General features: G+C 55.3%; 18 protein-coding genes. 8 read left to right on the top strand and 10 right to left on the bottom strand.

The window, feature by feature from the left end:
- Nucleotides 1-110 precede the first annotated feature (110 nt).
- Nucleotides 111-1,205 (top strand): fatty acid desaturase family protein, encoded by a 1,095-nt coding sequence (locus tag ABEA92_RS07995; protein ID WP_345683296.1) that lies wholly within the window; start codon nucleotides 111-113, stop codon nucleotides 1,203-1,205.
- Nucleotides 1,206-1,365: 160 nt separating this feature from the next.
- Here ABEA92_RS07995 and ABEA92_RS07990 read toward each other — a convergent pair whose 3' ends face one another.
- The 4 genes from ABEA92_RS07990 to ABEA92_RS07975 all read right to left on the bottom strand — a co-directional run bounded on the left by ABEA92_RS07990 (nucleotide 1,366) and on the right by ABEA92_RS07975 (nucleotide 8,102).
- On the bottom strand, nucleotides 1,366-2,763 hold the full coding sequence (locus ABEA92_RS07990) for a DUF1501 domain-containing protein (RefSeq protein WP_345683295.1): 1,398 nt from the start codon (nucleotides 2,761-2,763) through the stop codon (nucleotides 1,366-1,368).
- 124 nt (nucleotides 2,764-2,887) lie between these two features.
- A complete protein-coding gene (locus ABEA92_RS07985) occupies nucleotides 2,888-5,752 on the bottom strand; it encodes a DUF1553 domain-containing protein (protein ID WP_345683294.1) in 2,865 nt (954 codons plus the stop codon).
- Between the two features lie 8 nt (nucleotides 5,753-5,760).
- The gene (locus ABEA92_RS07980) at nucleotides 5,761-7,479 is read right to left on the bottom strand and encodes a LamG-like jellyroll fold domain-containing protein (protein ID WP_345683293.1); all 1,719 of its coding nucleotides are present in this window, start codon (nucleotides 7,477-7,479) and stop codon (nucleotides 5,761-5,763) included.
- On the bottom strand, nucleotides 7,476-8,102 hold the full coding sequence (locus tag ABEA92_RS07975) for a sigma-70 family RNA polymerase sigma factor (protein ID WP_345683292.1): 627 nt from the start codon (nucleotides 8,100-8,102) through the stop codon (nucleotides 7,476-7,478). The genes ABEA92_RS07980 and ABEA92_RS07975 overlap by 4 nt, the downstream gene beginning before the upstream one ends.
- A 1,048-nt stretch (nucleotides 8,103-9,150) precedes the next feature.
- On the opposite strand from ABEA92_RS07975, the gene ABEA92_RS07970 reads away from it, so the two are divergent.
- The 3 genes from ABEA92_RS07970 to ABEA92_RS07960 are packed head-to-tail and all read left to right on the top strand — an operon-like array spanning nucleotide 9,151 to nucleotide 11,973.
- The gene (locus ABEA92_RS07970) at nucleotides 9,151-10,203 is read left to right on the top strand and encodes a DUF1559 family PulG-like putative transporter (protein WP_345683291.1); all 1,053 of its coding nucleotides are present in this window, start codon (nucleotides 9,151-9,153) and stop codon (nucleotides 10,201-10,203) included.
- Entirely contained in the window at nucleotides 10,200-10,616 is a 417-nt protein-coding gene (locus tag ABEA92_RS07965; RefSeq protein WP_345683290.1) for a hypothetical protein, read from the top strand. Before ABEA92_RS07970 ends, ABEA92_RS07965 begins: the two co-directional genes overlap by 4 nt.
- Before the next feature lie 16 nt (nucleotides 10,617-10,632).
- Entirely contained in the window at nucleotides 10,633-11,973 is a 1,341-nt protein-coding gene (locus ABEA92_RS07960; protein WP_345683289.1) for a hypothetical protein, read from the top strand.
- A gap of 275 nt (nucleotides 11,974-12,248) precedes the next feature.
- Here the strand turns inward: ABEA92_RS07960 and ABEA92_RS07955 are convergent, their stop codons facing one another.
- A complete protein-coding gene (locus tag ABEA92_RS07955) occupies nucleotides 12,249-13,472 on the bottom strand; it encodes a vWA domain-containing protein (RefSeq protein ID WP_345683288.1) in 1,224 nt (407 codons plus the stop codon).
- A gap of 838 nt (nucleotides 13,473-14,310) precedes the next feature.
- Here ABEA92_RS07955 and ABEA92_RS07950 point away from each other — a divergent pair.
- A complete protein-coding gene (locus ABEA92_RS07950; RefSeq protein ID WP_345683287.1) occupies nucleotides 14,311-15,405 on the top strand; it encodes a DUF1559 family PulG-like putative transporter in 1,095 nt (364 codons plus the stop codon).
- Between the two features lie 31 nt (nucleotides 15,406-15,436).
- On the opposite strand, the gene ABEA92_RS07945 is transcribed toward ABEA92_RS07950, so the two are convergent.
- Nucleotides 15,437-16,813 (bottom strand): sporulation protein, encoded by a 1,377-nt coding sequence (locus ABEA92_RS07945; protein WP_345683286.1) that lies wholly within the window; start codon nucleotides 16,811-16,813, stop codon nucleotides 15,437-15,439.
- On the bottom strand, nucleotides 16,788-17,477 hold the full coding sequence (locus ABEA92_RS07940; RefSeq protein ID WP_345683285.1) for a hypothetical protein: 690 nt from the start codon (nucleotides 17,475-17,477) through the stop codon (nucleotides 16,788-16,790). The genes ABEA92_RS07945 and ABEA92_RS07940 overlap by 26 nt, the downstream gene beginning before the upstream one ends.
- Nucleotides 17,478-17,677: 200 nt before the next feature.
- On the opposite strand from ABEA92_RS07940, the gene ABEA92_RS07935 reads away from it, so the two are divergent.
- Complete coding sequence (locus ABEA92_RS07935; RefSeq protein WP_345683284.1) at nucleotides 17,678-18,115, top strand: PH domain-containing protein; 438 nt, start codon at nucleotides 17,678-17,680, stop codon at nucleotides 18,113-18,115.
- Nucleotides 18,116-18,122: 7 nt separating this feature from the next.
- Here the strand turns inward: ABEA92_RS07935 and ABEA92_RS07930 are convergent, their stop codons facing one another.
- Both ABEA92_RS07930 and ABEA92_RS07925 read right to left on the bottom strand, forming a co-directional pair.
- On the bottom strand, nucleotides 18,123-19,262 hold the full coding sequence (locus ABEA92_RS07930) for a glycosyltransferase (protein WP_345683283.1): 1,140 nt from the start codon (nucleotides 19,260-19,262) through the stop codon (nucleotides 18,123-18,125).
- The gene (locus ABEA92_RS07925; protein ID WP_345683282.1) at nucleotides 19,262-20,449 is read right to left on the bottom strand and encodes an endonuclease/exonuclease/phosphatase family protein; all 1,188 of its coding nucleotides are present in this window, start codon (nucleotides 20,447-20,449) and stop codon (nucleotides 19,262-19,264) included. Before ABEA92_RS07925 ends, ABEA92_RS07930 begins: the two co-directional genes overlap by 1 nt.
- Before the next feature lie 97 nt (nucleotides 20,450-20,546).
- Here ABEA92_RS07925 and treZ point away from each other — a divergent pair, with 97 nt between their 5' ends.
- Both treZ and ABEA92_RS07915 read left to right on the top strand, forming a co-directional pair.
- Nucleotides 20,547-22,391: a malto-oligosyltrehalose trehalohydrolase gene (treZ, locus tag ABEA92_RS07920; RefSeq protein WP_345683281.1), complete on the top strand. Its 1,845-nt coding sequence runs from the start codon at nucleotides 20,547-20,549 to the stop codon at nucleotides 22,389-22,391.
- Between the two features lie 540 nt (nucleotides 22,392-22,931).
- Nucleotides 22,932-24,377 carry a multiheme c-type cytochrome gene (locus ABEA92_RS07915; RefSeq protein WP_345683280.1) on the top strand — a complete coding sequence of 482 codons (1,446 nt, stop codon included), beginning with the start codon at nucleotides 22,932-22,934 and terminating at the stop codon, nucleotides 24,375-24,377.
- 164 nt (nucleotides 24,378-24,541) lie between these two features.
- Here the strand turns inward: ABEA92_RS07915 and ABEA92_RS07910 are convergent, their stop codons facing one another.
- The gene (locus tag ABEA92_RS07910; RefSeq protein ID WP_345683279.1) at nucleotides 24,542-25,711 is read right to left on the bottom strand and encodes a DUF1559 family PulG-like putative transporter; all 1,170 of its coding nucleotides are present in this window, start codon (nucleotides 25,709-25,711) and stop codon (nucleotides 24,542-24,544) included.
- Between the last annotated feature and the right edge of the window lie 38 nt (nucleotides 25,712-25,749).

Raw genomic sequence — 25,749 nt, 5'->3', positions numbered from 1 at the left:
CCGACCGAGCCAGCCTTGCCGACAGATTGTCACGCATCTGGCTCGACTCGCGACGCGAAAGAACCCAATCACCCCTATTTGGCCTCGCAAATTTTGACAGCCGTATACCAATGCCAACCAACGCAACCAGTTCCGCTGAATTCTCGTTCACCGAAAGCCGTCACCTGATTGGCGATCTATTTCGGCCGCATGCCTGGATCTATTGGGTCGACTTTGTCTTGACGTATGCGGCGGGGGCCTACTGTTTCACCCAAGTATCGGGGGGCCCGATCTACGCGCGTCATCAGGGATTTCAGGGGACGTTCCACCAAACGTTTTTCTTTTTTGCTTCGGTGCTGCTGTTCTATCGTGCTTCGTTGTTCATTCACGAAGTCGTGCACCAACGCAACAACGAACGGCTGAAGTGGTTCCGGATCGTGTGGAATTTGGTATGCGGAATCCCGTTTCTGATCCCCTCGTTCGTGTACTACACGCACATTGATCATCATCGCCGCAAACACTATGGCACCGATCAAGATGGCGAATACCTGCCGCTAGAACACCAACAAGGCTGGCAGATCCTGTTCTACCTTTCGTGGTGTTTGATCATTCCCATCGTCGCCGTGGTCCGCTTTCTCATCCTCACCCCTCTGGCCTGGGTGATCCCTGGATTCCGATCGTTTGTCCATCAACATGCGTCGTCGATGGTGATGGATCCGACCTACATTCGACCGCTGCCGACGAAGAAGACGCTGAAGATCATCTACATCCAAGAGTTTGGCTGTTTCCTTTGGAGCTTGGCGATCGTCGTGATCGCACCGTTGGCGGTGGGGCAATGGCCGACGCCGTTCCTGATTCATGCCTACCTGTTGTCGGTCTGCATCATCTTTTTGAATTCAATTCGCACGATTGGATCGCACCGCTGGTCCAACGCGGGCGACGAGATGACGTTTTTGGATCAACTGCTTGATTCGGTCAACTATCCACACAATGCTTGGATCACCGAATTGTGGGGCCCGGTGGGAACTCGCTTTCACGCGCTGCATCATTTGTTTCCCTCGCTGCCCTACCACGCGTTGCCCGAGGCACACCGGCGGTTGATGAAATCGCTACCCGCGAATTCACCTTATCGGCAAACCGAAGAACGATCGCTGACCGCTGCGATCATCAATTTGGTCAGACGAAATCGTCAAACGACGATGCACGCCGCAAGCCATCACGCGTAACGCGTAGAGAGCGCCGCCGATCGTTTGTGGTTCGAAGTTTGGATCGCGGGGGACGTTGATTGCAATACTACGGATTTTGCAATGTGGGATAGGCTTCCAGCCTGTCGAGGATGCTGATGACAGACTGGAAGCCTATCCCACATTTTGGAGCGATCAACGGCTAGGCGATCAGTTCGTGGATCACTTCGCCGCCAAACTGGCTTAACTGTTTGTAGCGGCCGCCGTGAAAGTAGGTCAGCTTGTTGTCATCGAGTCCCAACAAGTGCAACAGCGTGACGTGCAAGTCGCGGATCGGGTGAACGCACTCGACGGCCGACGAACCGAGTTCATCGGTCGCACCCACGATGCCTGGTTTGACTCCGCCACCCGCCATCAACATCGTCATCGCTTGATTGTTGTGACCGCGTCCAAGCGAATAAACGCCGCCGCGTTTGTTGTTATCGGGCGTACGTCCAAATTCGCCGGTCCAAATCACCAACGTGTCTTCTAACATTCCACGTTGCTTCAGATCGCGGATCAGCGCGGCCATTCCCTTATCGACACTCTTGATCCGTGCGGTGTGACCCCGCTCGAGATAATCGTGGCTGTCCCAACCGCCGCTGAAGATTTGCACAAAGCGAACACCGCTTTCAACCAAGCGACGCGCCATCAAGCATTGACGTCCGAATGTCTCGGTTTCCGAATCATTCAGTCCGTACATCTCCAGCGTCTTCGCATCTTCCTTGGCCAGATCGATCACCCCGGGTACTTCGGTCTGCATTCGGAACGCCAACTCGTAGCTTTCCATTCGCGCGTTGAGCTTCTCGTCTTCGGCGCCCAACGACGCCAAATGCTGAGCGTTCAGCTGTGCCAACTCATCGAGCGCTCGCCGCTGATGCTCGCGTGATTTGAACTGCTGCGGTGCAAGGTCCAAGATCGGCGAGCCTTGCGGACGCAACCGAGTGCCTTGGTAGTAAGGCGGCAAGAAACCGTTACTCCAGTTACCCGGTCCGCCTTGAGGCAACGCCATTTCGGTCATCACCACGTATCCCGGCAAATTCTGGTTCTCGGTCCCCAGACCGTAGGTCGACCAAGCTCCTAATGCCGGGTCGCCTCCCAAACGGCTGCCGGTGTTCATGTGGAACAACGCCTCGGGGTGGTTTAGCGATTCCGCTTGGCAACCGCGGTAGTTGCACAACTCGTTGGCCACGTAGGGGTCGGAAAGGTATTTCCATTGATCGCACATGTCGATCCCGTTGTCGCCAACCTTGTTGAACCCAAACGGGCTGCCGACAAAGAACTTGAATCCCGTTTCTTGACCTGCGGTCAACTTGGATTCGGATTTATGCAGTCGAGTCAACTCGGGCTTGGGATCAAAGGTATCCATGTGCCCCGGGCCGCCTTCCATGAACAACATGATGACGTTCTTGGCTTTGGCCGGATGCATCGGTGGTTTCGGAGCCAGCGGCCCAGCAGACGTCGCTTTCGCCGTTTCAGCCGCCATCAAGTCGGTCAAGGCAACGCTGCCCAAGGTTGCCCCAAGACCGTACAAAAAGGATCGTCGGTTTGCGTTTAACATGGCATTAACTCTTCGAAAGGAAATAAATCGGGGCAATGCAGGTGATTGCGATCGCGAGGGGGGGAATGATGGCATGACAGGCTAGAAGCCTATCCCACATTGACAGGCTGGAAGCCTATCCCACTTAGTCGACGTACATGAACTCGTTGGTATTGAGTAACAGCAAGCACATGTCGGCCAGTGCACGCGTTTGGTCCGAAACATCCGCTGCTTTTTTATCGCGTTCGTAACGTTCAAAGACCGGCAAGATCTCTTCGTACTGGAACGGTTGGCCCGAAAACTCTTCGACCAACGACTGAGTGATGACCGTCGGATATTCGACCGGCTCAGGATCGACCGATTGATGATACACATGCATGTCTTTGACATAACGCGATAGCTGTTGTTGTTCATCGTCGGTCGCGTGACGACCTAGGGTCAAACGAAACGCACGGTCGATTTGTTCGGCTAGCGTCTTGCACTCGCGTTCCAACCGCAGCGCCAAGGCAATCGAACGATCCGTCATCGTGTCACTATTGAGCAGCGTAAAGACTTGCGGTGTCACCGAAGCCGTCTCGCGCAACTCACACGAATCGTTTGGATTCGGTTGGTTAAACAATTCGGTGAACGGATCCGCGAGTCCCCGCACATGGTACGCATAGATCGTTCGGCGGTTTCGCAACTCGGGGGTCCGCGATGGTTGATAGGACGGCGCCAACGAGAACTGGATCATTCGCGGCTGCAGCGCCACTTCCATATTGATCTCGGGACTGATCGGCAAACCACCGTCACATTGTTGCAGTTCGCCCGTAATCAACAAAATCGAATCTCGCAATTCCTCGGCACTCAGACGGCGGCGAGGGAAATAGGAGAGCAATTTGTTGTCGGGATCACTTTCAGCAATCTGTTCGGCATCCACCGGAATCGTCGAACGTTTGTAGACGTCGGACATCATGATTTTGCGATGCATCCGCTTGATCGTCCAACCGTTCTCGACAAAGTCGCCAGCGAGATAATCAAGCAAATCCGGGTGCGACGGCTTGGCGCCCTTGCCACCAAAATTGTTTGCGTTTGCAGCCAAGCCGACTCCGAAATGGTACTGCCAAATACGATTGACGATCGAGCGCTGGGCCAATGCGTTCTCAGGATGCGCGATCCAGCGAGCGAGCCCCAATCGTCGGCCATCCACCGAATCGGTTAGCAAATAAGGATCATCCGTCTGGGGATCAACCGGTACCGAAACCGCACTCAATACGCCTGGTGACACAGGGTCCCCCAATGCCGTCAGTGCACCGCCAACCAAGATGTGATTAACAAGTGATTCTTTTTTCTTGTCCGGAGTGATTCGCAATTTGCGAGCCCCGTTCCAAGGCAATTTTGCAAACTCGGCATTGTAGACGCTTTGCGCCATCGGCTTGTAACGTTCAAGCCGGCGAGTCCAGATCCATTCATCCTGCTCGCGAACTTTTAACTGACCTTGCTCGACGTGATCCAGCCCGACGTGCCGTTCCGGCTTCTCTTCGTCGGGCAGATTCTTTCGCTGCTCTTCGTCCTTGTACGGCAGATTGTGCTCTTCGAACCATTTGCGTGCTGCGGCTTCGCGTTTGTTCACCAAGCGTGTCTTTTCCGCAACCGCAAAATCGAGCATCTTCTGGACATGAGCGCGTCCTTCCTCGAACTGCTCGCGGCTCTCGACATCCAACAACGGCACGTTGCGCTCGGCCATATGCGTCGCCGCAAATGCCGCGTACATGCGGTAGTAATCTCGTGTCGGGAGTGGGTCGAATTTATGATCGTGACATTTGCAGCACCGCATCGTGGTGGACAAAAAGGTCTGTCCGGTAATGTTGACAAGGTCATCCAAGAAAATTTGGCGAGCCTCGTCCGCTTCGATCATCGCGTTATCCCAAGGCCCGAGTCGCAAAAAGCCTGTGGCGATAATCCACTCGGCTTCTTCCGGCGTGTAGTCACCATTGAGCTGAGCTTTCTTGACGGCCACTTCGTTGCCTTTACTGCGAGCTCGCACCGATTCGTCGGCCAGTTCATCACCGGCAATTTGCTCGACCACGAACTCGTTGTACGGTTTGTCGTTGTTGAACGAGCGAATCACGTAGTCGCGATATCGCCACATGTTGGAGCGTTCAAAATCGTTCGCCATCCCACCGGTATCGGCATAGCGAGTCACGTCAAACCAATGTCGAGCCCAGTGCTCGCCATAGGCCGGACTGTCAAGCAATCGATCCACCAATTCGCTCCAAGCGGCCTGCGGATCGGTATTCCAAGCGGCGACAAACGCGTCGACCTCTTCGGGCATTGGCAACAACCCGGTCAGGTCCAAAGTGGCGCGACGCACGAGGTCTTCGGGACTCGCTTCGCCGGCAGCCTTCAGGTCCGCCTGGACAAGTTTTCTGTCGATGAAAAAATCGATCGCCTCGGCAGCATCCACCGATGCAGGCAACAACTCGTTTTTGTCTTTTAGGGGCGCAAACGACCAAAGGTCTTCGGGTTTGTAGCGTCGATGAGTCCATTCGCTTGACGTCCCACCACTGGTCGTAACGATCACGCCTTCGTCGGTCACCGCTTGCTGGCGTTCCTCCTCGCGATAACGTGCTTGAGCCGCTTCATCAGGCCAAGGAGCTCCGTTTTCGATCCAGCGGCGAACAACGGCAATTTGCTGTTCGGTCAAACGGTCATTTTCTTTGGGAGGCATCTCTAGCGTGGTCCACGTGATCGCGTCGATCAGCGTCCCTTCGTCCGGTTTGCCGGGAACGACCGAGGGTTCTTCGGATTCACCACCACGCATCATATCGGCACGCGTCAGCACACTGAATTCGCCTTTGAGGTCATCGGGGTCCGCGCCATGGCAACCAAGACACTTGTCTTTCAGCAGCGGCAACACCTTCAACGTGAACTCGCGCTCCGCCGACTCATCGGCCAGCAGCGTGCTGGTCAACCCGACGCCGATTACCAGCGCCGCCAACAGAGGAACAATTCGAATGTTACGGATCATGTCACACATCAATAGGGATCTCCCACCTTATAAATTTCGCTGATTTCTTGCGGCGACAATGCTCCCGAGAACATTGCAAATTCGTCCATCACCCCATTCAGATTCCGCACCACAAACGTGGCATCGGTGCGATACATCGGTTGGCTCCAATTGCAGATCGAGGCTGGGCCAATCTTGATCACCTCGGATAACGACTCCGCAGGAATCGCTTCACGACTGACCGGTTTTCCATTTAGATAGTGAATCACTTGTTGAGCATCGACGTCATAGACCGTCGCCAACATGATCCAGCGACCGCTGAGCGAGGTGTCCCAAATGGGTTCGGAGTAATAAATTTTGTGCGAAAAGCTTTGTTCTTCTTGCGACTCCGCTAGCGGTGCCTTCACCGAAAAGAACATGCGGCCGTCGTCCATGATTTGCCAATGCGGCTCGCGTTCTTCGTGACCATCGGTCAGAAACAACGAGTTGTACCAACGGTCCAGGCTGTTGATTTTCACCCAACAATACAGAGTCAAGCCTCGGTGCGAGCCTGGAACATCCAAACGCACCCGGCTGCCAGTCCGGCTGAAATCCAGCGCGGCTCCGCTACGCCCCCAGCGGTCGGTGACCCGCTGGGCGGCGACCACCGCACCATCCGATGCAACGTCGCGGCGTCCGGCGGCAAGGTTGACCAATTGTCGAGACCATTCTGCACTTGGATCCACTTGATAATGAGCAATCAGCCGAGGATCGGTCCGCATCCGTTCGCTGGCAGCTTGCCACTGCTGCAAACGATTCGACTGCGACTGAGCAAGCTCTTTTTGAAACGCGACGGGGCCAACGAGATTCAGATCCGCTGTTTGAGTTTGCGAAACTTGGCCATCGGACATTAGTTCCACCGACTCGCCCTCCAAAAGCCGCAGCGAATCCGCCACCGCGGTCATTCCTTGCGGCCGCAATTCGACTTCGCCATCCACGACTTGCACACTCGAGCGATCGTCGGTGACATCCACCGCAAACTCAGTCCCCAAGTCAACGACTTCGCCAGCAGCCGTCTTGATACGAAAACCGTGAGCAGCATTGGGCACCTGAGCTCGCGCCCGTCCACGAGTCATACTGATTTGCATGGGCGAGTCGATTGAAAAAATCGCCTCACCCTGAACGACCACCTGCACACCACTGAACAATTCGAGGTGCACCAAACCAGATTTCAAATGCAATTCGCCCCCGGGCAACAAACCACCGCTACCGATGGCGACTCCCTCCCAAACGGCCTCGCTTTGACCACTTAAAATGGCAAACCCGCTCGCCGATGGCTCACTCTCGGGACGGCTCACTCGCTCGGAATTCGTGGCCGCGTTGGGATCCCAAGCGACAAGATCTTGCGGTTCGCTGGCACCACGAATCAATGGCACCACGACAAACACACTGGCCGCGATGGCAAGCAAGGTACCAGCCAACAGCATCATACGGGATGATTTGATTCGAGCCGCAGAAGTGTCGTTCGTCGCGTGCTCAATCGCTGGATCCGTCGCAGTATCGAGGACCGCGGCCGCGTGGACGCTCGGATCCAATAACGACTCGGCGGCTTCGCGTTCAAGTAGCACGCCCAACTGCAACCGTCGGTAATATTCTTGTCGCACTTCTGCATCGACGATCAACTCAGCTTCGAGTCTGAGAAAATCGGCTTCGCTGATGTCACCATCCAGAAGCGAATCGAGCAATGTAGATCGTTCGTCAGGGGTCATTCCATTTCTCCTGTCGCAACCAGTCGCTGTTCAATACAATCTGCCAACTTGGTCCGCAGCCGATGCAGCGTCACCTTGATTCCACCCACCGAGCGACCAACACGTTTTGAAAACTCGGCCAACGATTCAGCCGACGCATAACGACACATCAACAGTTCACGGCTCTCGGGTTTGAGCGACTTCATGCATTCCCGCAGCGCAGCATGTCGCTGCAACAGATCATCATCCAGAGCGACCAATTCATCCGCCACCGTGACCTCGAGCTCGTCGGAAAATCGCAAACGAGCATCCCGGGCCTGTTGTTTTCGATGGTTCAACACTTCAAAACGGGCAATCGCAAAGGCCCAGGCTTTGAAATTGGTTCCGGGCTCGAAATCGGCTCGTTTTTCCCAGATCTTCGTATTGGTTTGCTGAATCACATCGCTCGCCGCATGATCGCCCGGCATCAATGCACGGACGTACAGCATCAAAGGCAGTTGACATTCAGTCAGCTGTCCCACAAACGTCGCTTCATCGGCAGAGTGAGAATTGGGCGTGTGCATACCCATAAATGCCGCCTCAGAGAAAAGGTTAACAAGAAAAAAGTCGCCGCTGCGAATTTTCTTGGCGAAAGAGGAAGTCACTATTGTAGAACAGAAAACTCTGCAAACACGCGTTTCCAGCAATCATCAAGGACAAACCGAGGCGTCGATCTGGAGCAATCACGCCATCACGCGTGAACGGATAATTTGCCCCATAACATCCATCGCAGTCGGGCAATATGGTTGACTTGACGAACCGAATGCCTCGCACTAACGTAACGAAACTGTCCTTGGTCGGACCCCATTTTTCTTCCTGAACTCTCGCCACGAATGCCGCTGTGCTTTCGATAATCCGACCCTTTCTTGCTGCTGTCTTGTGCAGCATCATCGCTCTGGGACATGCCCCTGCATGGCTGCATGTTGCGACATACCATGACGGTGTGACGTGCGACAGTGGATTGCCAGACTGTGGATCGGCACTCAGTGGATCAGCAGGGGAAAGCAAATCCCAATGTGTTGACTTGGCCCGCGCCGACGAGTCGGGATCCGTTCACGCGGGTTGCTCAAACGGATGCCATCATCACGATGACGAACCGGTCACGACAACGGATGCTCCGGACGACCATCAGCACAGCCCAGCTCATCACGACCACGACCGCTGCCTGATTTGCCAATCGCTCACTGCCCCCTGTGGCTTCACTTGGGAGCACGAAACCGCGGTGCTCAGCGATGTTGACGTCGAGCAAGCGGAAAATCAACGCGGCTTCATCCTCGTTTCAGCCTTTCTCGTCGTCGCCGCGCCCCGCGGTCCTCCTGCTATCGCTTGAGCCATCTGGCTCGCGAATTTCTTTTGCATCCTGTTGTTCGTGTCCTGCACTGCGTGTTACTCAAGTCACGTTTTGCCGATACACGTTGCGGCTGCCCCTGCGTCATATCGCTGACGATCCCTCACACGCCGGCAATCCGGGCTTGCGTGACATCTGCCCGCGATGTTTCGCGAGGCCGCTGATTCAATCAATCGTTTCGCTTCGACTCGAGGTGGCGTCGAGCCACTTTGACTGAGCCAGCGACGCGAGCGGCTGAAGCTGCGCGCCGCTAGCACACTGGGGCCTTGCACCTATCCAATCCACTTCCACATCAATCGACAAAAATGAGATATCACCCCCCAAATCGTCGCCGGCGCCGAGCCGCCTTCACCCTGGTTGAGCTGCTGGTGGTCATTGCGATCATCGGTGTCTTGGTGGCGCTATTATTGCCTGCGGTGCAAGCCGCACGCGAGGCTGCAAGAAGAATGTCTTGCAGCAATAACCTGAAACAGATCGCGTTAGCGGTTCACAACTATGAAAGTACGTTCAAAGTCATTCCCGCGATGACGGGTTCGAGCAGTTTTTCAGTGCAAGCCCGAGTGCTACCGTACATCGAGCAGGCAGGGCTGAGCGACCTGATCAACTTTGAGGAACCACTACTCGTGGGGCCTGCTTGGATGGCTCGTTTCAATCCCAAGCAGCGTGATGCGATCACGTCGGTCGTGCCCACCTTTCTCTGTCCAAGCGACGTCGGAGACCCCAATTTTGCAACGGTTTTTGCAGACGGCAGCGAAGGGACGTGCGGCGGGTTGAGCTACATGTTCAGCTACGGCAGTGGCACCGACACGCATTACGACGATCGCTACCGCACCGACGGCATGGTCTGGACCGATTCGTGGGCAGGATTCCGAGATTGTCTCGATGGCACGTCCAATACCGTGCTGATTGCCGAGACGGTGCTCGGGGACCAAACCAGCGGCGTCAGCGAAGCCACGCCCGAAGGTCCACACCGCCGCATCGCCAATTGGGGCAGCACCACGGGCAACGTGGCTCCTAACCCCGGGTTTCTCGATGATGGAACGCTCATCTCCAATCCCGATCTGGACACCATCTACCCGGCTCGCATTACGTCCTACAGTGGCAATCGAGGCCAATCGTGGATTCGTGGTGTGCCGTATGCCACCGTGATCAATGGCTACATGACCCCCAACCACCGTATTCCCGACATCGGAATCCACGGCCGCGGTTTCTTTGCGTCGCGGTCCTATCACTCCGGTGGAAGCATGCACGCGATGTTGGACGGCAGCATCCATTTCCTGACCGATTCGATCGATCGCGACCTGTACCATGCCCTGTTCTCGCGTGATGGACGCGAAGTGGTGGAGGTGCCGAAATGAAAACGCTCGCCTCCACTCTGTTGATTCCTTCACTGCTTACGTGCTCTGGGTGCGGTTCATTGCAACCGGATCCGAGCGAAACCGATGGCGTCCGCGTTGCGGTGACCTACGGTTCCGATCGACTGGCCGATGTGCATGTACGCTTGCACGGCTCGGCAACCGGTCCCGTGCTAGCCCAGGCGATTTCGTCGACCGATGGGATCGCTCGCTTTGACCACATACCGAGTCCGCAGCCCGATGAATACTTCGTCTCGCTTTCCTCACTCAGCGATGGCGGCTGGATTCTCGACGCCAAGTATCTGAAGCCCGACGTCAGCGGCTTGAAACTAAAGCCGCTTGCCGAGGGCGACGTCCACTCCATCAGCCTTCCCCGCGGTGCCGTTCGCCCGCTTACCCCAATCAACCACCGTTAAAATGCGATACCTCACCATGAAAACCCTACTACAATTGGCCGGCGCTTGCTTGATCCCGACAATCGCGACGGCAACCGCAAACGCCGAGGGCCGAACCGTCGCTCGGCTGTTTTGGCAAGACAACCACGACGCTGCCGTGAACTACGGCGACCTGAAAAAGTACGCCCAAGGATGGACGCTGCAGCCGCAGCCCATCCCCGATTTTCCATCGTTGGACACCGCCGAGCAAATGCTGGTGCAGATGCAAACGGATGCGGGCATCATCGTGCTGGGCATTCACGACCATGCCGCAGGCACCGTTGGTAGCGGCTGGATTGCGATCGACTCGGGCGCGGTCGAAGAATCCCACGGCGACCATTCCCACGTGCGGCTGAAACACCAACCAAGCGTGATGCACACCAGGATCGATACCGATCAGGGCAACCCCGCACACGTTTACAAGTATGGAAAATCGTTCGTGCTAGCCAACGACAGCAATAATGGATTTACCATCACCAATGCGTCACGTTTACGAAAAGCAAAAAGCCTAGAAACGGCCACGACGTTCCACGAAGGAGGCCATGGGCACATCACGCTCGCCGCGATCGAAGACAAAGTGGTCTATGCCACCTGGATCGATCGCGAGGGCGACGATTCCGGACGCGTCGACGTCGTCGGACTCGGTGATAACGAAGGCAAACGGTACTCGATCCACTGTCCCACCGGAGGTCTGCACGGGGCGACCGTCAATTCAGGCAAAGTGTTCCTGGCGCCAAGCGACGGCATCTGCTGGGTTCACGCGGACTTGGATCTCAGTTCGACGGCGGATTCCATTGTGGTCAACCACCTTTCGCTCGGCAAAGACGCCGACGACACTCCGCTTCGCACCGGAGCTTTTGCAAACCTGGATCAACTTGTATTGTTTACCGCTGGCAAAGGCAACGATGCTCGGCTTTGCTGGATCGACGCGGCTAGCGACAATCCCACGGTGGCGACGCTCCCCATCGAACTAGCCGATGGCGAGACGTTGACGACGCCCTTGGCGGTGAAAGCTCGCGGCGGCAAGCGATTGGCAATCATGTTTCGTGAAAACAAATTGTCGCCCGCGGATGATTGCCTTTTGATTGTCGATCTCGACCCGAATGCAGATAAAGATTGCTCCGACGCCACCGTCGCTGCGGATCTTTCGATCGGAGGCAATCTAATCGAAGGTCACTCGGGCCATCACGAGGCAGTCGTCCTGCCGAGCCGGCGTGAAGTGATCATCAGCAATCCAGCCGATGGAACCCTTTCGCTGATCTCGCTAGTCGAACATCGTGTCTTGGAAAGATTTTCGGTAGGCGGAAATCCATCGCGAATTGTCGCGATCGGAGACTAACGCTTGTCTGCTTTTGTCCTGCCGCGTGAGGCGTCGTCAGCCATCGGTCCGACCACCTCCGGTTGTCGTGTCTCGCGCGGTGGGATTTTTCACACTCCACATCCCCCATTCCATTTCGTCGAATCCACCGCGTTTTTTTGCGATAAGTTCAACTCGTCCAACCTGGGTCCTGCCCGACACGCAGGCTAGGGAACGGAGATGCCACGTGGCTAGGGGGTGGACGAAACTCTTGGCGAGTTTCGCTACGGGAAGGAGGCTCGCTGCAGGGCATCCTGCTATTTTTCGAGTTCAAAACCCGATGCTTCCAATTGCTTTTGCACGGTGCCCGAGAACGCGTCTCCGAACGTGGCCTCTTCGGATGGCTCAGCTAACTTGGCTTGCTCGGCCGCGACATAGGCTTGACGCTCCTTGTTCAACTCCGCCAACTTGGCCTTGATCTCGGCGCGACGTTTTGACATCGCTTCGACGCGTTTGAGCCGTTCGGAAGGCGAGAGCGACTGAAGTTCTTCAGGCAGTTCTACCACGTCGATCTTGGCAATCGCATCCTCATCTTCTTCATAAGTGTCGACCAAATCACGCCCCACGTTGCGATACAGTGAACTGGATTTCGTGGCGGCACGGATACTGAGACCGCCGAAACCACTGGCATTGCGATCTTGCAATGCCTGATTTGATTCGTAACTCTCTCGTTTGCTCTTGGATCCATACCATAGATACGTTTTGTTCAATTCGTTATTGAGTTTGATGATAATCGTGTCTTGCGGTGCCTTGATGTGCACGACCTTCTCATCCTGATTGATATTCAAATACTCGCCTTCGGCAATATCGGCGCCGTCTTTCCATTTCCCGTTGATACCTTGTTGATAGTCGCCACAGTGGATCGTGTTGACGACAACGCCCGCACCAATTGCCTTTTTACAAGCCGAGCGGTAATCAACCGAGCCTTGCGTGAACGGTTCGTTACCGGCGATGAAGATTGCTTTGTAGGCGTTCGGCTCGCTGCTCCAATCGAGTCGCTTGATCGCTTCCTTGATCACTGCGCCACAATACTCGTCACCGCCATTGGTGCGGAGCGCGAAAAGCGCTTCGGAAACCTTGTCCAAATCATCGGTCAGCTTCACGACTTGGCGGATGTAATCTTCGCTGGCGGGCAAACCTGAATTGCCATACTCAAACACGGCGACGCGAAGCAGTGGCGTTTTGCCTCGCTTCTTGGCTTTGGCGAATTCTTGCACGATATTCCAAAGTTGACTTTTGGCTTGCCCGATCAAACCGTCCATCGAATTGGATGTGTCAAGCAGTATTGCCACGTCGACCGAAGGCCGAGTCCCTGAAAAGGGAGCCTTCTTTTTCGAATCGGACGTTTTGGAATCCGACTTTTTATCCTTGTCTTTTTCGATCGTGATCGTGACACCTTGGGCGCCAACGACAGGAATCATTTGCTGGCTAAAGCCAATTAGAATCGCCAGCGGCAGCACGAGCTTTAGAGTCGCTTGCATCGGATTTCTCCAAGAAAAGAAGGGGGGAGCAGCCTACGTCCGAATCCGGAAAACGAGTCGCGGTGGGAGGAATCCAATCGCAAAAGGTGGCACAAACGCCACCTCGCGTTGCCCATCCGGATTTCTTCCATTCTACGCGTTGACGATCCGGCTCGAAGCTAGAAAGCAGGTTTTCGCAAACCGACGGGGCCTCCTACGCTCTGTCTGAAAACCGTAGCGGAAGTCGCGGGCGGGCTGTTGATTGAGTCGTACGACGGACTTCCTAGTCCGTCGAATCCACCATTGACGGACGAGGAAGTCCATCATACTACCCTTGCCGCACGAAACTTCACTAAATCAACTGCCCGTCAATCCTTTCGGCTGCATGGCATAACCCATTGGGAAATCGAAATTCTTCACGAATTCCGCTACCAAGTTTCCGCCGCCAATGCCTTCTCAGACAGTGCCTAGCCGCCGATACCTAACGCTGTGCAGTATTCCGTAACGGAATCTCGTCAAGCGTTTCGGCGATAAGCGTCATGGAACGAAAGTCTTGGCGACTTTCGCTACGTCGAACTTGCACAAACCCTATAAGGAAAAAGATGCTTCACGGCGTTTCCCCAATCCGCCTCGTCAACCATAACCCGACGAAGGAAAATCCCGGGAGCATCCGGATGCAACGGGTTGACTCGCCAAAAGCGAACAAGTAAACTTCGGCCCATGCCTTGTTGAGAACCATTCTCAAAAGACCCGTCAAGCCAGCCATTCTGTAGAGCCAGCCAGACCCCCAATCGTTTTGTTCCCCACGCCGGTGGCGAACATCATTCCGTCTGACACTCCCTCTCTATGGACCCTACCTATGGCTACCCACGCCCCTGCCGCATCGTCGTCGCGTCGCGGATTCACGCTCGTTGAGCTTCTTGTTGTCATTGCCATCATTGGCGTTTTGGTTGGGCTGTTGCTGCCTGCGGTGCAGGCTGCACGCGAAGCCGCGCGTCGAATTCAATGCAAAAACAACGTCAAACAAATTGCGTTGGGGATGTCGATGTTCGAGCATACGTTTGGCCATTACCCTTACTCGCGAACAGGCTCGCTGTGGCGAATCTTGGCGTTTGTCGAACAACGTGAACTGGCGGAAACATTTAGCGCTGCCAAACATCCCAACTTTGATAACCCTGCAGCCGACGAATACAAATGGGGTTACAACGGAGTGATTACAACCGACTGGAGTAACAAGCCATTGCTAACCGAGGCAGCGGGCACGGAACTAGGCGTGTTTCAATGTCCGAGCCGAACCGGTTCGGGAACGCTATTCGAAGACGATATCGTCATGGGCGTCGCCGATTACACAACACCGCGGATCCCCTCGCTTCGCCCCGAAGGCCACCCACTGTATTACCAAAGCGGCGAACCTCAGATGCAATTCAGTACGGCCATGACTCCCGCTTCGGGCTCACGAAACCGCAACCCTAATAACAAAGGCGGCAAAGCACGTGACATCACCGATGGAATGAGCCATACGTTGATGTACTACGAATGCATCGGGACCCCCGAATTATTTGTCCGAGGCCGGATAGCGGCAACGACCGGTGGCGCGGGACTGACGTGGGCAGGCGGTGGCGATGGAGTCAAAATGCGTGCTTACAAAGCAGACAACATGACCGCGGACACGTCGAACTCCAATCGTGGCATCTCGACATCGTCAACTCCGTCGATCCCCGACACCCCAACGGATTGCAGCAAAACCTCTGCTTGGGAAGCGACGATTGATACTTGCGGGACCTACCGTGCGCTCAATCACACCAACAAGAGCCAACCCTACAGCTTCCACTCGAGTGCAGTGAACATCGGACTCTGCGATGGTTCCTCGCGAACGATCACCGACACCATCGACATTGGCGTTTTCCTGAATCTGATGCTCCGCAACGACGGGCAATTGCCAGGCGAATATTGAGTTCGCCGGGGATACCGCTCGCGGCCTCGAGCTATTCGGTATCCAGTTTGATTTGCAACCGACGATGACGGTCGTCCCAACCGACGATCGTCCCTTGGCCGACCCAGCGATCGCGTCCAACCTGTTCGAAATCGTCGGCCAATTGATGGGGGACATACAACACCAACGGCAAAGGTGGGTCACCGTAGTGAGCCCACACGGCGTAACCGTCTTTGAAGACGTGCGGGTCTTCGTCGCCCGCGTACAACAACCGTCGCTCGACAAATGCTTCGATCCGAAACGAAAGCCCTGTCACGGCATCGACGAGTGTGGCGAGTTGCTCAGGCTCGTCCCGCAGCGACCACAGATGATTGGCGGTCTCGGCAAAGGTGATCCCATCGGCATTGTCGCGTGCGGCCGGCAGCCCCATCGATGCCACCGGACGTTCCATCGGTTTGCCCGATGGCAACACTTGCAGTGCGATCTCTTTGGACCAATCGGGCCAACGCGGGATGTCGATGCGAAGCGTGGTCGCCCAAATCAAATCGTTGCTCGGCAAATCGAGCGTGTACGGCGCATCCTCGGGTAACGTGACCGAAATGGGAAAGCGACGTTCTTGGCCCGCCGCCAATGTCGTCGCCGACTGCAGCTCGGTCACCCGTTCAAAGAAAACGTGTTTATGCGTTGTTTTGTTGCTGCCGCTGCCACTGACGCAAACCTCACGAGCCTCGAAATTCAACGTGATCGCATTGATGTTGACGTTCTTGCGAGGGCGAAGCACTAGCTCGCCTGTGACCTGGTCCCCAGGCGCCACCACGGTGGGCGAGACTTCGTAGACCACCTCGCCCAATAGATACTTCGGCAACAAGACCTTAATCGCATAGCCGATGGCGATTAGCAGCGGAAAGATACCGACGCAAATCAGCGAAAAGGGGTTTTGGACCATGAAGAACATGAATCCCGAACACCAAACCAACATGAACACGCCGATAAAAATCCCGGCAAAGACGGATCGGTTCGCTGGCTTTTTCGTGACGGCAGCTTCGGGTCCACAGGTCGGACGCATCAGAATCGGCACTGAGGCTTTCGGATCAAATCCCCAAGGGATTTTCACCCGTGCGTCAATGTAGTGATCGACGTTCAAATAGTGCCCGTGATAGCTGGGCGGCCAATCGCCCACAGGCAATTCAAACGGGTACTCGACGACTTGGCCGGCCACCCATTCACCTTGGAACAACGTCGTGCTGGCGAACGTCCCCGAGGCCACGTTGCCGCGTCCATGCGTCTTCCAAACCGATTCGACGATCAATCCGCTGCACTTGACGTCCTGGTCGACGTTCACGCGAACCTTGCCGCGAACGGTGCCACCTCCCTCGTATAGAAAGTTGGCCCCCTCGGCTAACTCAATCGATAAATCGCATTTCGCCATCGCTGTATACCTGGTGTTGAACTTGATCGTAGAGGTAACCTTCGATGCCGCGGATATCGCTTCCAAACCGCGATACCAACGCATCCGCATCCCGTATTGATAATCTGGGGATCGGACCAGGCCCTAAACGAGAGGCCTCGATTCTACGATTCGCGGACTCGGCAACCAATCGTGCGTTATTTGTATCACCTAAACGATAGGTGGTGACACCGTACCCTGCTTTTTTCAGTGGTCGAGTCAAATCGCGATGGGTCGCCAACACCAATGGCAATCCGGTGGCAAAGACACGATGCATGACCTTTCGTGGCAACCGCTGAGCCTCGTCGATCAACAGCGGAACGCCTTCGGCGATCGCACCACAGGGCAACTGTTCGTCGAGATAAACATACGAGGCATCGGGAAAATGACGCAGCAGTGCCAACATTCGCGTCGTTTTTCCGCGACCACACTCGCCAATCAATTGCAGTGCCCGCTGCGATCCTTGCACATGCGACGCCAACTCCGCCACATCGACCACCGCCAACTCGGCCCGCTCTTCTCGCGTCAACTCACCAAACGGATTTCGCCACAAATTGCACCACGCCCATGGCAAACCGGCACGAGCGTCATGCTGCGGATCGAAGGAAGCCGCTGGACCGTTCGTGGAAGTGTTTGAGTTCGTCACGGTTGCTGAAAAAACCTTGAGCGTGCAGAATTTAGGACTGTCCGAACGAGGACGGTCGTCGCAACGCTCGCATCGACCATCCATTGACATCCGCTTCGGGCGTACCAAGCTGGGCCCCCATCCTCTCACAAGTGGCACAGCGGTGAAACATGACCGGCGTTCTGGATGATGAAAACCAAGAAAAAGCTCCCTCGACCGCAATGAACGAATCTTCTTCTGCGATAAAAACGCCAATTCGATACGAGTCGGCGATCGATCTGTGGCTACTGATGCTGCTGATGCTCTCGCCTGTCGTGGCGGCGGTGATTGGCGTTTACTTGATACTAGAAGGACGACCTGGGGACGCGTCGCTGTTATTTCTAGTCGGCGCGGCCACGCTGTTTGTGCAAGGTATTTTTGTCGTCCCGTGTCGTTATACGATTCTCGAAGATGCGGTCTCGATACGATGCGGAATCCTGTGTTACCAGATTCCGATCGCCGAGATTCAAACGATCGAAAAATCGTCGAGTTTGAAAAGTGCTCCGGCGTTATCGCTTCGCCGCGTCCGAATTCAAACGGCAAAGCGTGACTACCTGATCTCGCCCAAAGACCGCGATGGATTCATTGCCACTATCAAGCAAATGGCGAAGTTGGAATGAATCGACATCACGACGAAAACAAGGATTCAATTCGCCGCGTCGTTTGATTCACATCATGAAAATCGCGGACGTACCGCAGTGCCGTATTGGCTCGCAACTTCGCCGCTTCACGATCGCGGACGAAATCGCGAATGGCACTGGCTAGCGATAATGGTTTACCGGGATCGGCCATCAACATCGTTGGCTCTTGATCCATCAACTCGATCGTTCCTCCGGCACGCGTGGCGATTACAGGAGTCCCAAGGGCCATCGCTTCTAAAACCACGTTGGGCATCCCTTCGAATCGCGACGGCAACACGAGCGCATCCGCTGCGGCGATATGAGCAGCCGAATTTGCGTCGACTCCGACGAAGTCGATGCGATGACGCTTGACTTTCGCAGTCGCCAATTGCTGCAGTTCCGATCGCAGCGGTCCGTCACCGACCATCACGAGCCGCAGCAGCGGAACCCCCGCGGGCCAATCCGCCTCGGCATGCGCCACCGCGTGAATCAAATCCGCATGCCCCTTTTCCGAGGTCATCCGCCCGACACAGACCATCGTGACGTGGTCTGATTGATGCGGTGTGGCGTGGGCCGCTTTCAAAAGCAGATCATCGCGATCGACAGGATTGGGCACCACCGTGACGGAATCGGGAAACAGCTTGTAATACTTTTCTGCGGACCGAGCAGCCACTCGGCTGACGGCCACCACCGTGCGGGCCTGGCGATAGGCAGATGACAATCGCCATCGTTTCCAGCGAACAAAACGTTTTTCGACCAATGGCAGCGCACGATCAGGCGGGCTGACGATCGTCGAGATCCGTGGAATCCCCAGTCGTTGGCAGGCCGGTGCCGCGATCAAACTCATTGCAAAGGTGCGATCATAAACCACGTCGATCTTTTCTTTGATCAACAGCTCTCGCAGATGAGCGATCTGTTGACGCAAAATACGACCGGGGAAATAGACTTGGCTCGGCCGCTGGACGTCTGCAAACGAATGCACTGGAACATCACGAGGGACTTCCGACATCAAGTCGCCCGCTCGCTCGATCACGTACAGATGTGGTTCGAATCGTGCTCGATCCAAATGCCGCAGCAACAGCAGTGTTTGCCGTTCGCTGCCACCCCCACGCATTGAACTGATCATCAACAGGACACGTTTACGCATCAAGGCACCTCGACTTCGACCCACACCAAGCGGTGGTCACTTGCCGAAATCAGTTCACGCTGCGGATCTTGGCGCCGGGGCCAAAACACGCCCGCGTTGATCACGTTCAATTGACTGCTGGGCAATACATAGTCGACGCGGAAATGACCGCTGCTGCCAAAGTCGGCGGTGTCCAGCGCCGGATCACCGACATGCTTGGCATTGGCGTTGTTTTTTGCGGTTTGCTCCGCAGCCCCCGTAGAACGTGGCTGGGGATCTTGCACTCGAACATGATCCAGCAAGCGGCAGATCGCGTCTTGGCGTCCGTCACCGTCGGCTGGATCCGCATTCAAATCGCCAACAATCACAAAGGCGGCGTCGGTCGCCAATCCACCGGTATTTCCGTGATCGTCTCGCAAATAGACCGCGTCCGGGTTGTCGATATAGTCCAGCCAAAATCGGATCTCATCGTGATTGCGGCAACCATTGCGATCCTCGGCACCATCAAACACCGGCGGCGTCGGATGGCTTGCCAACAAATGAATCGTGGCATCACCGATTTGAATCGGCACATCCAAGTGATTTTTGCTCGATAAACGCAGTTTTGACCACACACGGTCCTCGTAATACGGCTTTTGCGTTTCGGGATCACAAGGTCGCTTGGCGGCGGGCAATTCGGACCACAAGAAATGCTGGAAGCTGCGGATGTTTTTTTGGTCGATCGGAAAGCGACTAAAAATCGCCATCGAATATTGCCCAGGATAGACTCCGTAACCCCAGGCATCGGTGGCTTCGCCGTGAGTGGCGTTACCGTTCAAATCCAATCCCGAATCGATCCCGGTGTTGCTCGGTGCTGCGTAAATGTAGGGATACTCGATCGAACTGCGGCCCGATTTGGCGATCGCAAAATATTCTTCGGCCAGCAATCGAGCGGTTGCCGCGGTGGGCTCGTAATCAATTTCGTTTACCAGCAATACATCGGGGCGCACCGTTTGCACAATTGCTGCAAGCCTGATTGCTTGGGGATCACGTCCATCGATCAGCCGCTCGTAAACCTCGCCTGGCTTTGTGCCATACAGAGAAACGTTAAATGTCGCGACGCGAATTTTCGCTGGCATCGTGGTGGAAACGGGCTCGGCGGCAGAACAGTGGGGTGCAGAAACCGCCAGCAAAACGAGCAGGCTGCCGCACAGGAACCTGTGAACCAAAGTCGTAAACATAAGGGGATTGCATCGCGGAAACTGACGATCGAAGTTAGTAGCCGCAGTGTAACCGTTTTTCTCTTGCACTTGATCCATTGTGACCATGAAACATTCGCTATCTTCGCAATTTGAATCCTCACTTATTGACTGGGCAAACACTGCCCCCCACCAAACGCTCGGTGCGACGCTGGTCGGAAACAACCAGACCCGCTTTGTCGTCTGGGCGCCCGAGCGCGACCAAGTCGAAGTCGAGCTGGTCGAGCAAGACCGAAGAATTAAATTGCAAAAAAATGACGATGGTTACCACGTGGGACTTGTCGAGGATTGTGGTCCATCAACGCGTTATTTCTATCGCTGTGACGGTGGTCCACAGCGGCCTGATCCTGTGTCCCGTTATCAACCGCTCGGGGTGCATGGACCGAGCGAAGTAGTCGACCCTGCGTTCGATTGGACCGATTCGCAGTGGCAATCGGTCAAGCGAGACGATTTGATCATTTACGAAATGCACGTGGGTGCGTTCACACCCTCGGGCACCTTTCTCAGTGCGATCGAGCGACTGGATGAACTGGTCGAACTCGGCGTGACGGCGATCGAATTGATGCCGCTGGCCGATGCGGCGGGCCGCTGGAATTGGGGCTACGATGGCGTGAATTGGTTCGCACCGAACCACAATTATGGAACGCCGACAGATCTGAAACAGCTTGTCGATGCGGCCCACCAAAAAGGATTGGCGGTGATCGTCGATGTGGTCTACAACCACCTTGGTCCCGAAGGCAATTATCTGGGTGAGTTTGCTCCCTACTTTTCCGCAAAACACGGCACGCCGTGGGGCGATGCGCCAAATTTCGATGATCCGCAGTGGGGCAGCGAAGTCCGCCGCTACGTGATCGCCAACGCGATCTACTGGCTTGACGAATTTCATATCGACGGGCTCCGTGTCGACGCAATTCACTGCACCCGCGATGACAGCGACCCGCACATCGTCGCCGAGATGAGCGAGGCGGTACGGCGTTGGTCCGAAGCAGCAAACCGAGACGCGCTATTAATCGCCGAATCCAACGTGCACGATCCCGAGATGAATCGACCGCTTGCCGAAGGCGGGATCGGGTTTGATGCCCAGTGGTGCGACGATTTTTTGCACAGCGTGTTTGCCGTGGTGCGTCCGGGTGAGCAACTTTCCAATCGCGTCTATCGCTCGGGAACCGACTTGGCTCAGTCGCTATCCAAAGGATTTGTCTTTGAAGGGACGATGCGAAAGGCACGCAGCCGACAGACGCCGGATACGCGAACCGAGACCCATGGACTGGTTTATTCGATCCAAAACCACGACTTCATCGGCAACCATCCGCTAGCCAAAAGACTGGATCAATTGACTTCACCTGCGACACAGAAGTCGGCGGCGGCGCTGTTATGTTTGACGCCGGCGATTCCGATGCTGTTCATGGGCGAAGAATTTGCCTCGACCCGGCCGTTTTTATTCTTCGTCGATTTTACCGACGCGGAACTGCAACAGGCTGTGGTCAACGGACGACGACTCGAGTATCCACAGCACGATTGGTCCGAAGGCCTATTGCCGACCGAAGAGGCCGCGTTCCGGTCCTCGAAACTGGAATCACGAGAGAACGGAAACCAAAGCATGTTGCAGTGGTACCAATCGCTGATCAAGCTGAGAAAGCAGTGGCGAGCATCAGGTTTATTGAGTGATGCGAACATTCAAACGCATTACGATCGTGAATCGAGTCTGTATCAAATCCGCTACGCACGAGGGCCGGAAACGGCGACCGTCTATTCGCGACTAACGACGAACGAAACCGATGCAGGCCCGATCACCATCGAGCCCACCGGCGAGTTGCTGCTCGACTCACTACCGGAAACCTCGGTCGAACACGTTGCCGTCAATGAATTGCTGCTCAACCAAGCCAAAATCTTCTACTCAAGCGGTTCGTAGACGAGAATTTGTTAGGCAGGGCCGATCCCTCGCTGCTTATTTTGCGCTGCATCGTGCCAATAGGTTTGTTGCTGCGATGCGCCGGATCCCCTGCACCACCGGTAAAGTTTTTGTAGGAAGATGGGAAGACTGACCGGTGGATCACGATGAAGGCGGCTTCATTGTTGGCGATGCAGATCAACTGGATCGCACGTCGACGGTACCACAATTACATTTTTTATCCTCCCATTTTCTAACCTCCTCTTTGTCCGAGCTAGGTCGTATTGCGGCGGCTCACGCCCGCGAATCGTCCCACGCGTGCTAGTGCCGATCGAAGGGGAGCAAGGTTAAAAAATGGGAGGTTAGAAAACAATAAGAATGAGCGTCAGACAAACTCGACGTTCCCCTCGCTATCACAGTGACGTGGAGCACCGTGCGGCTGTACCGTACAATCCAATCATCCGCCGCTTTGAAACACCCCAACATGACGACGTTTCTCACTAGAGCAATCGCGTTGAGCAGCCGGACGAACCGAACATTGAATTTTTGAGGAGCTTCAAATTGCAACGCAAGTGGATCGTCGTCGTTTTAGGCATCATCGTGATACCGACCTTCCTTTGGATGCAGCGTGACAACGGCGATCATCGACAAGCTCAGCAACTCATCGAGCGTGAGAAGCGTCTCGCTATCGCTGAACCAAGCGAATCGATCCAATCGAGCGATTTCGACCTGGCGGCCTCCGCCGATCGAGGACTCGGACAACCGCTTCCCAACGACTTTCTAAGCTCGTGGGTCGCAGAAGATGGGTATTGGTTTGTCGGTTACCCTCGCGCGGACGTGGGGGTCGAAATTCCGTTCGCCCCGGGAAAGATCGCGAAGACCAGCACCAATACAGAACCCGTGAATGAAAACCCTGGATTCATGGGGGCACAATCCTGCCGTGAATGCCACGCGGAAAAATTTGACTCGTTCATCCACACCGCACATTTTCAAACCAGTCGATTGGCAACGCCTGAAACGGTTCACGGGGATTTCAGCGAAGGCCGCAACAAGATGACGACCCGCGAACCGAATGTGACGTTCCACATGGTCCAGCGGGATGACCAACTGTACCAGAGAGTCAATTTCTACGGATGGCGATTTGAGGTACCGATGCAAATCGTGTTTGGGTCAGCCAAGATGGGCGAGTCCTATCTTTACTGGCACGGCGACCAACTGTATCAGCACAACGTCACCTACCTTACCGATCCCGACCATTGGGTGAACAGCCCAGGGTATGTCGATGGTGATGCAGCGTATGCACGCCCCATTCCCTCGCGATGCGTCGAGTGTCATACGACCTACGCTGATTTTCGCGAAGAACGCAATCACTACACGCCTGGGTCACTTATTTTGGGGATATCGTGCGAACGTTGTCATGGTCCGGGACGCGAGCATGTCACTTTTCATCAAACGCATCCTGATTCGCGTGAAGCAAAGGCAATCACGAACCCTCGACAATTGACACGTCAACAGCAACTTGACATTTGCGGACAGTGCCACTCGGGAACGGCCCCCCGAAAAACGACGCCTTTCGCTTTTCGTCCGGGTGATCGTGTTACCGACCATTTTGATATGAGCAAGGCGCACCTGGATGACAACCGCGTTCACACCAGCAATCAACTCAATCGATTATCGCGGAGCGAGTGCTTCCAAGCATCAGAGATGACCTGCGCCGATTGCCATAACCCGCACCAATTGGAACGAGGTGACATGCAGCTTTTTTCGCAGCGATGCATTCAGTGCCACCCCCCTCAACAATGCGGCATGGCGGAATCCATTGGCGATCGAATCACAGAGAACTGTATCGATTGCCATATGCCACTTCGCAACACCAAAAAGCTGAGGTTTGAAACCGCAGCAGGAAAATTGTTCCCACCGCTTCGTGACCACCACGTTCGCATCGACGAGATGGCGACGGAAACCTACCTTCGTTCGACAGCCTCGGAATCGTCCGCATCGGAATAACCCTCCGCCGAAATCATCACGACTGGCGAGAAACCGATTCCGGCATCGCGCAAAAAAAACTTGGCCTCGAAAGACCAAGTTTCATTAATTTAAAGCAATCGTAACGCTAAGCAATCTTCACGCTAAGCCATCATCACGATGGCAATGGCTTGATCGCCGCTCGGCTATTCGAGCGATTCCACTTCTTTGCTGGCCTTGGTGCCAAGTGCCCCCCACAGTCCGTAAGGGCTCTTGCTTCCCGATGGCGGCCACGGGCCTCGCACCTGGACGGGCGCTTGATTCTGGTTGCCTGACTCGATGCTGTCGGTGATAAATTTCACTGCCCCATCGGCCATCAGCACATGACATCCACCTTGGTGGCGGCTGCCTGCTGATAGAAAACCTTCGTCGCGATCGTTGTTAACGACTGCACTCACGCCGTTTGGCGGGATAATCGTTTGGAATCCCGAGTAGGTCAAATAGCCATCGGCCCAGCGGCTACCACGAGCAAAGGTATTTCCGGCGACTAGGAAACTTGGCCGTGCAGGGTCACGACTGTCCTTGTCGATAGCGGCGGGTTCATGGGGCGAACCGCCCGAGAAGGATCCGCCAACTCGCAACACGTCGCCCACGACCGATCGGTCGCCGAGCGAACAACCAATTTCACCCACTGCGATGGTGTTTGCGGTGCCATCGAGAATGTCGCGGAATTTTGTAAAGTGCCGACCAACAAAGACGCCGCGTTTTGTGGCACCACTGCGTTCGACCACCCAGTTTTCGTCACTATCGGGTCCTTGCTGCCAACTATTGTCGTCTCGATAGTAACCTTCCTCGTTCTTTCCGCCGATGTTGGTCATGTTTGACGCATCCCCTACGCAAGCCGCGTAGTTCGTGTAACCAAGACCGGTCGAGGTGGCGGGATCACTTGGGCAACGGAATGTCGCCAACTCGGTCGTCCAGGGTTTGTAGCCCGTCTTCCACGGACCAGGCCCCATTGCGGGATAGCCATCGAGTGGATTGCTGATTTGCTCCCACAGAGCTTGTTGCTCGACGAATGGCAAAATTCCAACCAAAAAGCTGAGCCGTCGCACATTACTGATGTCAGTGTTCCTGGCGCCGCCATCTTGGTTGATGTAGGTGCCGCCCAGATGTTCTGGGAATCGGCCGTAGGCACTGTGGTAGTTGTGCAGCCCCAAGCCGATTTGCTTGACGTTATTGCTGCACTGCATCCGACGCGCCGCCTCGCGGGCCGCTTGAACCGCCGGAAGCAACAAACCGACGAGAACACCGATGATTGCGATGACCACCAATAACTCGACAAGGGTGAACCCTTGCCGGACTCGAAGAAACTTCATTAAGAGACCCTCTTAAAAACTAGAAAAGAACCTTGACC

This window comes from Novipirellula caenicola (assembly GCF_039545035.1).
GTDB lineage: Bacteria > Planctomycetota > Planctomycetia > Pirellulales > Pirellulaceae > Novipirellula > Novipirellula caenicola.
The sequence above is the reverse complement of the archived record's forward strand: the minus strand, read 5'-3'. Positions and strand labels throughout refer to the sequence as shown.

Coding starts and splice junctions, on each gene's coding strand:
- ABEA92_RS07955 (WP_345683288.1), bottom strand. CDS start 13,472: ATGCAAGCGACTCTAAAGCTCGTGCTGCCGCTGGCGATTCTAATTGGC.
- ABEA92_RS07985 (WP_345683294.1), bottom strand. CDS start 5,752: ATGATCCGTAACATTCGAATTGTTCCTCTGTTGGCGGCGCTGGTAATC.
- treZ (WP_345683281.1), top strand. CDS start 20,547: ATGAAACATTCGCTATCTTCGCAATTTGAATCCTCACTTATTGACTGG.
- ABEA92_RS07960 (WP_345683289.1), top strand. CDS start 10,633: ATGAAAACCCTACTACAATTGGCCGGCGCTTGCTTGATCCCGACAATC.
- ABEA92_RS07995 (WP_345683296.1), top strand. CDS start 111: ATGCCAACCAACGCAACCAGTTCCGCTGAATTCTCGTTCACCGAAAGC.
- ABEA92_RS07945 (WP_345683286.1), bottom strand. CDS start 16,813: ATGGCGAAATGCGATTTATCGATTGAGTTAGCCGAGGGGGCCAACTTT.
- ABEA92_RS07950 (WP_345683287.1), top strand. CDS start 14,311: ATGGCTACCCACGCCCCTGCCGCATCGTCGTCGCGTCGCGGATTCACG.
- ABEA92_RS07910 (WP_345683279.1), bottom strand. CDS start 25,711: ATGAAGTTTCTTCGAGTCCGGCAAGGGTTCACCCTTGTCGAGTTATTG.
- ABEA92_RS07980 (WP_345683293.1), bottom strand. CDS start 7,479: ATGACCCCTGACGAACGATCTACATTGCTCGATTCGCTTCTGGATGGT.
- ABEA92_RS07965 (WP_345683290.1), top strand. CDS start 10,200: ATGAAAACGCTCGCCTCCACTCTGTTGATTCCTTCACTGCTTACGTGC.
- ABEA92_RS07990 (WP_345683295.1), bottom strand. CDS start 2,763: ATGTTAAACGCAAACCGACGATCCTTTTTGTACGGTCTTGGGGCAACC.
- ABEA92_RS07935 (WP_345683284.1), top strand. CDS start 17,678: ATGAACGAATCTTCTTCTGCGATAAAAACGCCAATTCGATACGAGTCG.
- ABEA92_RS07970 (WP_345683291.1), top strand. CDS start 9,151: ATGAGATATCACCCCCCAAATCGTCGCCGGCGCCGAGCCGCCTTCACC.
- ABEA92_RS07930 (WP_345683283.1), bottom strand. CDS start 19,262: ATGCGTAAACGTGTCCTGTTGATGATCAGTTCAATGCGTGGGGGTGGC.